Source organism: Butyrivibrio sp. AE2005 (assembly GCF_000686965.1).
GTDB classification, from domain to species: Bacteria; Bacillota; Clostridia; order Lachnospirales; family Lachnospiraceae; genus Butyrivibrio; species Butyrivibrio hungatei_A.
The window spans coordinates 32,590-45,545 of record NZ_KK366043.1; the positions used below are offsets into that span (position 1 = coordinate 32,590).

Genomic DNA, 12,956 nt, shown 5'->3' on the forward strand with positions numbered 1-12,956 from the left:
AAGATAATAAGAAAGCCGGAGAAAATGAGAGATCATTTTCTCCGGCAATTTTATTTAGTAAAAAAATTAGTCTGTCAAATTCTTGAAAGAGTCTGTACTGCGTTACCCTTTAAGACAATTGAGAAGTGCTCCGATAAATATTGTTCCTCGGCACTGCTTCCGATTTCGGCTGTTCCGTATTCTGTTAATAAGGAACAGATATTTTTGAAGAGATTATCTTCAAGATCACCCTGATGAAGGATCAGGTAAAACTTACCCTTTGTTTCATCTTTATATAATGTGTTTTCACCATTAAATTTTTTGCTTACAATAACCGCGAATTTGCTTGCTTCATGCAAAGAATCAAAGGAAAAAATCTGTATGCCTCTTCTGGTCGGTTGGCCTTTTTTTCTGACGCTTGAAGTCTTTTCCTTAAGTTTTTTTACATCTGATGAAGTGCTTCCTGCATTATAGTCCTGATACTCATTCAAGTTGCTGTGCTGCAGTCTTTTAAAGAGGGACGAAACGTCTGCTTCCTCATTTTCGTCGTAATCTGCTTCGCCGTAATCCTCATATTCCTCATCATCTACGTCTTCTTCGTGAATAGAGGGGGCAAAATTGGAAAATCTTGTATCCAATTCCTCAGGATCATCTACTTTAGTGATTACAAGAACGATACATTCGGAATTGATCGGGATAGCCTCTATCATAAGCGGGGTATCTTCTGCATCAAAACCAAATGCAATATTTGCTTGCTGCATCATATCTTGGAAAAGTTCTTTTGCTTTGTCGGTACCATACGCAAGTTCTGTTATCTTAAGGTCGCGTTTCGCAAGGTCATCTCTGGTAAGCGTGCATCTAATCTGGTGATCGTTGACTTTTTCTATCTTCATGATGCGTTACCTCCTGACTTTGGAATACATAGATACTAATTTATTGAGTTTTCTATGTCAATAGATGTATCGACATATTTTAAAAATAAATTCGCATCTACATAAAATCTTAAGAAATTTCGACGGTAAATCTTAAGATTTATCTGTTATGATGGATTTTGTGAGATGCCTTTCGAGGATATAAATCCGGGAAGGAGGCGATTGAGGAATAATTTATCTACTAGTCTATGGTTCTGCGAATCTTCGCAGAATGTCTTACAGATAGTTTCAAAAATTAATCCCAAACAATTTTTACATCACAACAATCACAACAGATTGAGCATAAACAAAAGATATTGTTTACAATATCATTATACCATATATTTGCGCTGCATTTGAGCGTAGAGACAAGGGTTTGCGAAGTGGTATCTCATACATATTAATATACGTCAAATCATATTTGGAACGAAAAAATGGTTTAGCAGGGAATTGTCACAAAGTAAAGACCTTTTGGCTCTCGTTTCGGATAGAATGTCCCCAAAACAGCAATAAAAACATCAAATGAAATTTTTATAAAGAGGCACCCCGCCATAACATATACAATAAATAGTTAAATATATTGCTTTAGGGGACATTCATAATGACGTATAGTTAATAGTCTGTTATAATAGAGGGCGATTGTAAAGGAGCTAGATAATGACAAGAAGAAATACAAGACGAAGACCAAGCCCCAATTCCAGAAGGAGATCCGGGTCTGGATCAAGATCCAGAAGAGGATCTCGCAGAAGACCAAGAAGGAGATTCAATCCGGCGGTTTTTATAATCGCCCTTATTTTAATTTTAGGAGCAGTTTTCGTAGTTCAAAGTGGCGAAGATTTAGAGTCACTTGCTCATATGTTTTCATATAGTAATAAAAAAGCAGATCTCAAAGCCTATTTTGACATAAAGGGCAAAGATGATGTAGCAATCGTACTTGGTGATGAGTACATAGAGAAAAGAGCAAAGCTCTGGGACGGCGAGTATTACGTAGATCTTGAAGTTATTCGAAACAACATTAATCCTAAATTCTACTACAGTAAAGAAGACGGTACGCTGAAGTATACAACTCCGGATACCATCATTACATCGAATATAGGTGAGAATACCTGGACCGATTCAAAAGGCGGTTCGGGTGAAGAGAAGTTTGTTATTTCCAAAGAGGGAGATGATACCCTCTATGTTGCGCTTGATTATGTAAAACAATACAGTAATTTCGCATATGAAGCGTTTACTGAGCCCAATCACATTCAACTGACTGCGAAATGGGATGAACAGGCTGTTGCTACTATTGCAAGAAAGACTGACCTTAGAATAAAGGGCGGTCCTAAGAGTGATGTCATCAGAAAACTGAATAAAGGCGAGGATGTAGTACTTCTTGAAGAGTTTGAAAATTGGGTCAAGGTAAAGAGTGCCGATTCATTTATCGGTTATATTGAAAAAAAGAAACTTAAGGATCCCAGAAAGGTTACTCCTGATCCGGTTACAGACTATCAGGAGCCTGAATATACAAGAATTAAAAAGGATCAGTTGATAAATCTCGGATTCCATTGTATCGGATCTGAAGCCGGAAATGCGACACTTACGGATTGTCTTGCCAATACAAAGGGACTTAACGTAATTGCACCACAGTGGCTCTATATTGCAGAGGCCGATGGTACCGTAGGAAGTATCGGTTCTGCTGATTATGTCAAGCAAGCTCATGAAGCCGGAATGGATGTATGGGTAGTCTTTGATGACATGAGAAATAAGGAAAACTTTAAGCTTATGGACCTTCTTCCTTATGCAGAGAAGAGAGCAAAGATTATAAAGGAAGCTTTGGCTCAGGTTACTCTTTTGGGAGCGGATGGCTTAAACCTTGACTTTGAGAGTATTTTACAAGAAGAGAAATCTCAGCCGTTTATCGAGTTTGTAAGAGAAATGTCAATCGCGTGTAGATCACAGGGAATAGTTTTTTCTATAGATAACTATTATCCTATCTACAATAAGTTTATGAACATAAAAGAACAGGGAATAGTTGCCGATTATATCGTATTGATGGGATATGATGAGCATACGGACGGAAGTGCTGAGCCGGGACCTGTTGCGTCCATTGGCTTTGTTGAGCAGGGTATTGACCTGGTACTTCAGGATGTGGATCCTTCGAAGGTAATTAATGCAGTACCTTTCTATTGCCGTGCTTGGAAGGAAGGAGACGGAAAATATAACAGTGTTGTTCAGCATATGAATAATGTGCAGGATTTCCTTTCAACAAACGGAATATCTGTTTCATGGGATGAAGAAACAGGCCAGAATTACGGCGAAGGAACTTCAAAAGACGGCACTAATTATAAAATCTGGGTGGAAGATACCCAGTCTCTGGCAAAGAAGCTGGAAGCAATGAAAGCAAGAAATCTTGCAGGAGTCGCAGAGTGGGCAATCGGATTTGAAACAAGTGATGCCTGGGATGTAATCGCAAGTTATACAGAGGGACAGTAAGTTGGAAACTGAGCTGGTAGTAATAGATGAGAATAATATCAATGCCGAGGCTGAGAATGCGATAAGGCACGCCGGAGAGATCATTAAACGCGGCGGACTTGTGGCATTTCCGACTGAGACAGTATATGGTCTGGGCGGAGATGCCCTTAACCCCGAATCTTCAAAAAAGATATATGCGGCTAAGGGAAGACCATCTGACAATCCGCTTATAGTCCATGTTGCAGATATAAAAGATCTTGAACTTATAACAGAGGGAGTCTCGGAAGCGGCAAGAAAGCTTGCTGACGCGTATTGGCCGGGCCCTCTTACCATGATAATGAATAAAAGCGACAAGGTACCGCTTGAAACAACAGGTGGTCTTGGTACGGTGGCTATCAGAATGCCGAACAACAAGATCGCGCTTGAGCTTATTAAGGCTTCAGGCGGATATATTGCGGCACCGAGCGCAAATACGTCGGGACGCCCAAGTCCTACGGTTGCAAGATACTGTGTAGAAGACCTTGATGGCAAGATAGATATGATAATCGACGGCGGACAAGTAGGAATAGGACTTGAGTCTACGATTGTCGACCTTACATCCGATGTTCCAATGATCTTAAGACCGGGATATATAACTGCGGATATGATAGAGAAGGTACTTGGCAAGGTCAGCATAGATAAGACTATCATAGACAGTTCTTCGACACTTAAGCCCAAGGCGCCGGGAATGAAGTACAAACACTACGCACCAAAGGGAACTCTTACTATAGTAAGCGGACCTCAGGACAAGGTTGTCGAATATATAAACGGCGAGACCGATAAGGCAAAGAAAGAAGGCAAGAGGACCGGAGTAATAGGAACCGATTCAACGACTTCTTTATACAACGCTGATGCAGTAAAGAGCCTTGGAAAAAGAGAAGATGAAAATACAATAGCGCATGAACTTTTCAAGGCACTCAGAGAATTTGACGATGAAGGCGTAGATGTTATGTTTTCTGAATCATTTGATGACAGCGGAATAGGACAGGCAATTATGAACAGGCTCTTAAAAGCCGCAGGACATAATGTGGTATCCTTATAAAGGATTTGTATTATAATATGATATAGAGCCACGGGAACAGCCTATGATCGGGCAGTTCTCATATCATTACGAAAAGAGGAAACAGGCATGATAGCACTTGGAAGTGATCACGGCGGATTTGACCTTAAAGAGGTTGTAAAAGAGCATTTGCAGAAAAGAGGATTCGAGGTAAAGGATTTTGGTACTTATAACAAAGAATCCTGCGATTATCCCGAATTTGGAAGAGCGGCAGCAGAGGCTGTGGCGAGCGGAGAGTGCGAAAAAGGCATTGTAATCTGCACTACCGGAATTGGTATTTCAATTGTGGCAAATAAAGTCAAAGGCGTTAGATGTGCACTTTGCTCAGAGACAACATCAGCCAGACTTACAAGAGAACACAATGATGCTAATATGCTTGCAATGGGAGGTGGACTCGTAGGAGATCTGCTTGCTCTTGAGATAGTTGATACATTCCTTGATACGGAATTTTCTAATATGGAGAAACACAGTCGCAGAATTTCCAAAATTGAGGAATAACTTATGGGGGACTCTTTAAGCTAGGAGGACAGCATGGGAAAAGTAGTAATCATGGATCATCCTTTGATTCAGCATAAAATAGGTTATATCAGAAGAATTGATACGGGAACAAAAGACTTCAGACAGACAATAAGCGAGATTGCAATGCTTATCTGTTATGAAGCAACAAGAGAACTTCAGTTACACGATGTTGAGATTGAAACACCTATATGCAAGACAACCGTTAAGGAACTAAAGGGCAGGAAACTCTGCGTAGTTCCTATTTTGCGTGCAGGTCTTGGAATGGTGGACGGAATGCTTGCACTTATTCCTGCAGCTAAGGTTGGACATATCGGACTTTACAGAGATCCCGAGACACTTAAGCCTGTAGAGTATTATTGCAAGATGCCTGCAGATGTTTCAGAGAGAGAAATATTTGTGGTAGACCCTATGCTTGCGACAGGCGGATCTTCTGTTGCAGCTATAAATATGCTTAAAGAAAAGGGATGTAAACACATTCATTTCATGTGTATAATCGCAGCTCCCGAGGGACTTAAAGCGATGCAGGAAGCACATCCCGATGTAGACATATATGTAGGCTCTTTGGATGAAAAGTTAAATGAACACGGCTATATAGTTCCCGGACTCGGAGATGCCGGTGACAGAATTTTCGGAACCAAATAAGGAGCAGACATGAAGAGAGAAGACTATATATCATGGGATGAGTATTTCATGGGAGTTGCCAAGCTTGCGGCTATGAGGTCAAAAGATCCGAATACGCAGGTTGGCAGTTGCATAGTCAGTGAGGATAACAACATTCTTTCCATGGGGTACAACGGATTTCCCAAGGGGTGTTCGGATGAGGATTTTCCCTGGGAACGTGACGGAGAAGATGAACTTTCTACGAAGTATCCTTTCGTTACGCACAGTGAGCTTAACGCCATTTTGAACTACAGAGGCGGAAGCCTTGTCGGCGCTAAGATTTATGTATCTCTTTTCCCTTGTAATGAGTGCGCGAAAGCAATCATTCAGGCCGGGATAAAGACGGTTGTATATGACAGCGACAAATACGAATCTTCCGCAACAACGCGTGCTTCAAAGAAAATGTTTGATGCAGCGGGTGTAAGATATTATAAATATGAGCGAAGCGGAAGAGATATAAAAATTACTATTTGATCAAGAATGGTATATGAGAAAAGTCGGGGTTAGGGGTAAATCAACTAAAAAGTTCGGAATGCTCTTTTCTCTTATGGCATCGATAATGGCAGCTATCTTGCTGGGCCTGTCGATGTCTCCTATTTCGTATGCCACGGAATCTACCAAGAAACAGCTTCAGGATGCAAAAGACAGAAAAGCCCAATCAGAAAATGAATTAGATACCAAGAAAAAAGATATTGAAGAGATGAACGAGGAAAAGTCATCTTTGCAAGGTCAGCTTAATACGCTCAATACACAGCTTAGCGAAGTAAGTAACAATCTTGAACAGATTGAGGAACAGATAGGAAGCAAAGAAAATGAGATTGAGAATACGCTGGCAGAACTTGACGTTGCAAAGCAGGATCAGGAGAACCAGTATGTTTCCATGAAAAAGCGTATTCAGTTTATCTATGAGAAGCAGAACTTCATGGTAATGGAGATGGTTTTCGGCTTCAGTAATTTTTCGGATTTTCTCAATCAGAATCAGTATATTGAGCAGCTTACTTCTTATGACAGAAGGAAACTTACGGAATATATTCAGATAAAAGAGCTGATTGAGGAAAAAGAGGAAACTCTTGAGAGCGAGAAAGAGCAGCTTGATATGTATCATGCCAAACAACAGGCTGAACAAAGCAGAGTTGCGGGACTCGTGAGCCAGACTTCGGGAACAATTCAGCAGTATGCAAATGATATATCTGACGCGGAAGCAAAGGCTGAGGAGATTGAAGCACAGATAAAAGCGCAGGAAGAAGATATAAAGCAGCTCGAAGCAAAACTTGCGGAAGAGATGCGACTTTCCAAATTGGCAGCGGCATCTACATGGAGAGATATTTCGGAAGTAACGTTTGCCGAAGGGGACAGGTATCTGCTTGCAAACCTCATATATTGTGAAGCAGGAGCAGAGCCTTATGAGGGAAAGGTCGCAGTAGGTGCGGTCGTGATAAACAGGGTGCTTAGTTCTGTTTATCCGGATACAGTTGTTGGTGTGATTTACCAGAATAGGCAGTTTTCGCCTGTTGCGAGCGGAAGACTTGCTCTTGCACTTGCTGAAGGGCGTGCTACCGCATCATGTTTTCAGGCAGCGGATGAGGCCATGAAAGGCTATTCGAATGTCGGAAACTGCGTATATTTCAGAACTCCTATTCCCGGTCTTTCGGGACGTAATATCGGAGGACATGTATTTTACTGATCTTGCCCGGATATGATTTCTTCTATGGGCGCTGTCAGTGAAGATATGCCATTTTCGTAGATTTCGTTAAGGAGTCTGTTCAGAGAGAGCAGGCTTTTTTTGAGCAAAGACTCGTTGATTAGTTTTTTTTCAAAAGCTTCGGATAATTCATCAAGATCGTCAATCTTCATCTTGCCGTCGGGAAAGATTATGACATCGGCAAGAAGATCGATCACGGTAAGTGTATTGGACTTTGTATCGCGGTCATAGGTTATGATGTCAAAGTACCAGCGCGAAAGAGTGTTGTCGGCTTTGAGAAATTTGCTGATTTTGTAGCCCTCTTTGAAGTAGTAGCAGGAATAGCCGTTGCATATATCAGATCTTTTTTTGAGAGCTTTCCATTTGGTGATCATGACAGAGTCGTCAAGCTTAAGAATCTCGTCATCCTTAAGTTCAACGCATTCATCCGGTATGAAACGTTTTCGATATAGAACAGGATAATTCATATTTTTCCTTTCCATATTGATGATTATATTATGAAAATATTACTATTATTAAATTTGAAAGTCAATTATGCGTGATAATACTATCAAAAAAACAACTATTAAAATTGCATATTTTTTCGGCATTCTGATCATTTCAATATTTGTGATCAGCAAGTTGTCTAACATCGATAAGGCTGATATGACCGCTAAGATGTCTCCGGCATCGCTTCCTGTCATAACCATGCGGAGCGGCGATAAAGAGGTTAATCCTCTTCACGGGTATCTGTCGGAGGTTAACGCCAACTATGTAAGGGGAACGGTTTGGCCGATAAATGCGGACCGTACCATGTCTTTTAAAATCAATACTTTCGGTCAGAAGATATCGAATGTGGGATTTGAGCTTAGAAATATCGGTAAAGACAATAGACTTATTGCCGATGAGGATCAGACTGAATTCAAAGAGCATGATAATACCATTGATTGTAAGATTCAGCTTGCGCCTGTTGCGGACCTTATTTTGGCCGGAAGAGAGTATATGCTTGTTATAAAGGTTGAGGTCAATAATTCTGTGGCAAAGTACTATACGAGGATTGTCTGGACGGAAGAAGATGAGACGAGATACAACATCGACAACGAGATAGACTTTATAACAGGCTTTTCTGAAGCTACGTTCGACAGGGAAAAAGCAAAAGCTGAATATGCGAAGTACCTTGAGACAGATAAAGATAAAGAGAAGAATGATACTTTTTCCAGAGTTAATCTGCACAGCAGCTTCGATCAAGTGACGTGGGGAACTCTTCTTGATAAGAGTACTGTGGATACCAAGAGCAAGAATAATAACGGTCTGGGAAAAGATAAGGATAAAGAAGAGGAAACGGTTGATGTCAGGATAACCGATCATACCAAACCTCAGATATATGTAAATGATATCCAGAGTGATGTCGGAACTTATAAGCTTCAGTACAGAGTGACCACTCAGGAAGGTAATGACAACAGATTATATAATGTCACGGAAGTTTATAGGGTAAAGTGGACAAAGAAGAGGCCGTTCATTTTGAATTTCGAAAGAAAAATGAACTGTATTTTTGATACGTCTTCTTATTCTGTCGGTAAGAATTCAATTACGCTGGGAATCTGTGAACCGGATTTTGAATTTAAGGAAAGCGGCGGAGTAAGCGAAGGTGGAAGTGTATTTGCATTTGTAAGTGAGAACAGGCTTTTTTCCTATAACAATGTAGATGGTCGTCTTGCATATATTTTTGGATTCTATGACAAAGAGAATGACGACATAAGAGCGAACTGGGATAACAACAAGGTAAAGATTCTTAATGTGGATGAAGACGGCGATGTGCGTTTTGTTGTTGCCGGATACATGAACAGAGGTATACATGAAGGAAGAGTCGGTATAGCGGTGTATAACTACAGTGCTTCATTAAATGCTGTTGAAGAGCAGGTATTTATTGAATGCGGACAGGCTGCGGAAATCCTTGAAGATTGCGTGGATACACTTGCTTATGTAAATGACAGTAACATACTTTATATAATGCTCGATCAGAATATCTATGAGGTTAATCTCACAGACAGAACTTATAATCTTGCCGTTGAAGATATAGGTGCAGGATCGTATAAGATTTCGGAATCAGAGGGAACAATTGCATGGCAGGGAGATGATCTGACCAAATTTGATGTAATGAATCTTGATACGAAAGTAAAAGAAGAGATAACAGCTGAAAATGGCGAAAAGGTAATCCTTATGGGATTTAGGGGTGAAGATTTTGTCTATGGATTCGTAAGGGCCGGAGATGTAGCTAAGGATCAGCTGGGCAATCCTTTATATCTGATGTATAGAATACAGGTTCATAATATGGCGGCACTGCAGGAAGGCAGCAAGCCTTTGGATGACAGGGAGGTGCCGAGTGAATACGGTTATGTAACGGGTATTAAGAAAATCGGTAAGCAGATTAATTTCTATTCCGTGAAAAAGAATGAAAACGGCGAATATGAGAGTACTGATGAACTTGGAATGGAGAATGATTATGTCTTCAAGTATACTCAGGAGGACAAAGAGGTCAGAAACAAAGTAACTCAGGTTGCGGTTGATGAGTATGAGAAGATTGTTCAGATCAGCACCAAAAATGAAATAAAGTCTAAGCAGATAAGAGTTCTTACACCTAATCAGATTTTGTTTGAAGAGAGCAGAAACGTTGAGGTGGAACTTAAACGAGATGCGGGAAAAAATCCTTTTTATTATGTATATGATATGAAAGGAAAGGCAAAAGTTTACACCGATTCTGCGAAGGCTGTTAAGGATGCTGAGCTTAAGTTCGGAGCGGTTGTCGGAGATACCAATAATTATATTTGGAGAAAGGGCGACAGGCTTTCATATAACCGTATCGGTTCGCTTACAGAGAAGATAGAGAACTATGAGGGTATTACAACAAAGAATCCCACAGCGGTTTGTATCGATCTTATTTTGTATCACTATGGCGGAAGAAATGTGGATGTCGAATCTTCGCTTGCAAGCGGAAACAGTGTTGAAGACATTTTGAGGTCGCAGTTTACCGATGCAAATATAGTTAAGCTTGACGGATGTGCGCTTGATACAGTTTTGTACTACATAAGTAAGGGCCTTCCCGTAATGGCATTTTTGAATAATGATGATGCCGTAATGCTTCTTGGATATGACAATCAGAATATTGATTATCTGGATCCGAGAGCGGGAAGAATTCAGAAGCTTGGCATGACTGATGCGAAAGATTGGTTTGCTAAAAACGGAAATCATTTCATTTCTTATGTACCTAATGAAAAATAAGCAAAGTTTTCTGAAAAAACATACTTAGGACACAGGATTTTCACTTTAGTGTAGCAGAATAGCTTAATATGGCTAGGAAAAAGAAGAAAAAAACAAAACTGACTGCACACTACAAAAAAATCATGGCGTTGCTTTCACTACTTTGCGCGGTTTATTTTTCCGTTTTTTATCCGGAATTATTACCTGATACAAGTGTTACAAGTAGTGTAAGCGCAGAAACTGATTATTCAGGAAACGCCTCTGTAGAGGTAAATGGTAATAAACCTACATTTACCGAGGATGAGATTGTTGATCAATCGTTTGAAAGATATGGTGAACAGGATGCTCTTGGAAGGTGTACAACAGCAGTCGCCTGTGTTGGACAGGATATTATGCCGACCGAGAAGCGCGAATCTATTGCAAGGATAAAGCCTACAGGCTGGAAGCAAAATAAGTATCCGGGAGTTGTAAAATCAAAGCCTCCGTACTTATATAACAGATGCCACCTTATCGGATTTCAGCTGACCGGAGAGAATGACAATGACAAGAACTTCGTGACGGGAACAAGATACTTGAACGTGGATGGGATGCTTCCGTATGAAAATATGGTTGCGTCATATGTAAAGGAGAGTGGTAATCACGTAATGTATCGCGTTACACCTGTATTTGAAGGCGATAACCTTTTATGCAGCGGAGTGAATATCGAGGCACTGTCTGTTGAGGACGGCGGAGCAGGAATATGCTTTAATGTGTTTTGCTATAATGTTCAGCCCGGAGTAGTGCTAAATTATGCCGACGGCAGCAATTGGCTTGAAGAGATTTAAGATAATACTGATTGAATCAGGGTTTTAGAATTATAAAGTATATAAAGAAGGAAGATATAATAAAAAAGTTGGAGAATACCTCCAACTTTTTTATTTCATATTACTAAGATCAGAATCCAAGAGTGTCATTTACAAGGATAACGTGGATTCTCTCTGCGTGTCTGGAAAAGCGTGTTACGAGGAACTGGCAACAAATTGTGTCAGGTGATTTGCAGTCCATGCATGAACCTGTTTTGCAGCATGGAGTGTTTAGCCCAAAGCGCTGAGCGTTTATAGGCGCTGCAACGTTTCTTGCTCTTTTAAGGGCGCTGTCAACGTCCGGGCATACTTTGTTCATGCCAACGATAAATACAACCTTTTTGGGACCCTGAGCGATTGCAGAGACACGGTTTGCGTTTCCGTCAATGTTGACAAGGACGCCGTCTTCCGTAATCGCATTTGCGCTTGAGAGAAAGACATCTGCATCGTAGGCAGCAAGCATGGCTGCGCGCTTATCTTCATATGCATCTCTGTCGATAAAGTTATAGTTGCCTTCTTTTAATGTCTGTACAAGACCAATCTCGTGAGCGCTCATTGCGCCGCCCATAGTTACGCTTGAACCGGTGGGAATCAGAACCATTGCGAGTTTAAGTGCTTCTTCTTTGGAAGATGCAAAATATCCACTCATATTTCTTGATTCAAGACCCTTTATCACTTTCTGTGCAAGCAGGGTATTTCTTTTCGTAATGTTTTCGTTTATTGCCATAGAAACCTCCTTAGTCGAATGATTAAGAAATCATATAGGTAATTATATTACAAAGTATTGTGGGATAGGAATATAAATAATACGAAGTCATGGTATTATAGGATAGTGGAAAAAGCAGATAGAGTGAGGGTATAGATTTGGATAAAAAAGCAGAAGCAGTGATCTTTGATCTCGACGGGACTTTGACTGATACGGAGAAGTATTATCAGATTGCGTGGCCAAAGGCACTTGCACATTTCGGATATACCATGGAAAAAGAGAAGGCGCTTGAACTTAGGTCTCTTGGGAGGCCTTTTGCACCTGCGAAATTCAAAGAGTGGTACGGCGAAGACTTTAACTATATGAAAGTAAGAGAGTACAGAAAAGGTCTTGTCGAAGAGATGATACGCGAGAGCGGAATACCACTTAAGTTTGGGGCAAAAGAGATACTTACCTGGCTTCGTGAAAACGGAATACTTACATGTATTGCCACAGCCAATGATTATGAGAGGACTGAGCGTTATCTTAAAAAGATAGGACTATTTGAATACTTTGATAAGATAATATGTGCAAACATGGTAGAAAAAGGAAAGCCCGCGCCTGATATATATGCATATGCGTGTGAGCAACTTGGACTTTCACCGGACAGAACATTTGCTGTTGAAGATTCACCAAACGGCGTGATGAGCGCATACCGCGCAGGTTGCAATGTTATCATGATTCCCGATCTGACGCAGCCTGATGAAGAATTGCAGAAGGTACTATATAAGAAGATTGATTCTTTGATCAATATAAAAGAACTGTTTAGTTGAGTGGATTCCATTCAACTAAACAGTTCGTATTTTTT

The 12,956-nt window shown here is 40.5% G+C and carries 12 protein-coding genes; 9 read left to right on the top strand and 3 right to left on the bottom strand.

Annotated features, from left to right (window positions below; all coding sequences use genetic code 11):
* Positions 1-74: 74 nt before the first annotated feature.
* Positions 75-872, bottom strand: a complete 798-nt coding sequence (locus DL92_RS0115955) for an adaptor protein MecA (RefSeq protein WP_026656527.1) — start codon at positions 870-872, stop codon at positions 75-77.
* 675 nt (positions 873-1,547) lie between these two features.
* Here DL92_RS0115955 and DL92_RS0115960 point away from each other — a divergent pair.
* The 6 genes from DL92_RS0115960 (at position 1,548) to DL92_RS0115985 (ending at position 7,306) form a co-directional block, all read left to right on the top strand.
* Positions 1,548-3,365: a glycosyl hydrolase family 18 protein gene (locus tag DL92_RS0115960; RefSeq protein WP_051199181.1), complete on the top strand. Its 1,818-nt coding sequence runs from the start codon at positions 1,548-1,550 to the stop codon at positions 3,363-3,365.
* Between the two features lies 1 nt (position 3,366).
* Complete coding sequence (locus DL92_RS0115965) at positions 3,367-4,425, top strand: L-threonylcarbamoyladenylate synthase (protein WP_026656528.1); 1,059 nt, start codon at positions 3,367-3,369, stop codon at positions 4,423-4,425.
* Positions 4,426-4,512: 87 nt separating this feature from the next.
* A complete protein-coding gene (gene rpiB, locus DL92_RS0115970) occupies positions 4,513-4,941 on the top strand; it encodes a ribose 5-phosphate isomerase B (RefSeq protein WP_026656529.1) in 429 nt (142 codons plus the stop codon).
* Between the two features lie 33 nt (positions 4,942-4,974).
* Positions 4,975-5,604 carry a uracil phosphoribosyltransferase gene (upp, locus tag DL92_RS0115975; protein WP_026656531.1) on the top strand — a complete coding sequence of 210 codons (630 nt, stop codon included), beginning with the start codon at positions 4,975-4,977 and terminating at the stop codon, positions 5,602-5,604.
* Positions 5,605-5,613: 9 nt separating this feature from the next.
* Positions 5,614-6,096 (top strand): deoxycytidylate deaminase, encoded by a 483-nt coding sequence (locus DL92_RS0115980; protein ID WP_026656532.1) that lies wholly within the window; start codon positions 5,614-5,616, stop codon positions 6,094-6,096.
* Between the two features lie 13 nt (positions 6,097-6,109).
* Positions 6,110-7,306 carry a cell wall hydrolase gene (locus tag DL92_RS0115985; RefSeq protein WP_242845877.1) on the top strand — a complete coding sequence of 399 codons (1,197 nt, stop codon included), beginning with the start codon at positions 6,110-6,112 and terminating at the stop codon, positions 7,304-7,306.
* Here the strand turns inward: DL92_RS0115985 and DL92_RS0115990 are convergent.
* Positions 7,300-7,791, bottom strand: a complete 492-nt coding sequence (locus DL92_RS0115990) for a ribonuclease FAU-1 family protein (protein WP_026656534.1) — start codon at positions 7,789-7,791, stop codon at positions 7,300-7,302. The two genes, DL92_RS0115985 and DL92_RS0115990, sit on opposite strands and share 7 nt — an antisense overlap.
* Positions 7,792-7,858: 67 nt before the next feature.
* Here DL92_RS0115990 and DL92_RS0115995 point away from each other — a divergent pair, with 67 nt between their 5' ends.
* Positions 7,859-10,582 (top strand): hypothetical protein, encoded by a 2,724-nt coding sequence (locus DL92_RS0115995; protein ID WP_026656535.1) that lies wholly within the window; start codon positions 7,859-7,861, stop codon positions 10,580-10,582.
* A gap of 68 nt (positions 10,583-10,650) precedes the next feature.
* Positions 10,651-11,385, top strand: a complete 735-nt coding sequence (locus DL92_RS0116000; protein WP_034462149.1) for a DNA/RNA non-specific endonuclease — start codon at positions 10,651-10,653, stop codon at positions 11,383-11,385.
* A 109-nt stretch (positions 11,386-11,494) separates the two neighbouring features.
* Here DL92_RS0116000 and DL92_RS0116005 read toward each other — a convergent pair whose 3' ends face one another.
* The gene (locus DL92_RS0116005; RefSeq protein ID WP_026656537.1) at positions 11,495-12,124 is read right to left on the bottom strand and encodes a lactate utilization protein; all 630 of its coding nucleotides are present in this window, start codon (positions 12,122-12,124) and stop codon (positions 11,495-11,497) included.
* A 143-nt stretch (positions 12,125-12,267) separates the two neighbouring features.
* On the opposite strand from DL92_RS0116005, the gene DL92_RS0116010 reads away from it, so the two are divergent.
* On the top strand, positions 12,268-12,921 hold the full coding sequence (locus DL92_RS0116010; RefSeq protein ID WP_026656539.1) for an HAD family hydrolase: 654 nt from the start codon (positions 12,268-12,270) through the stop codon (positions 12,919-12,921).
* Positions 12,922-12,956: the final 35 nt, after the last annotated feature.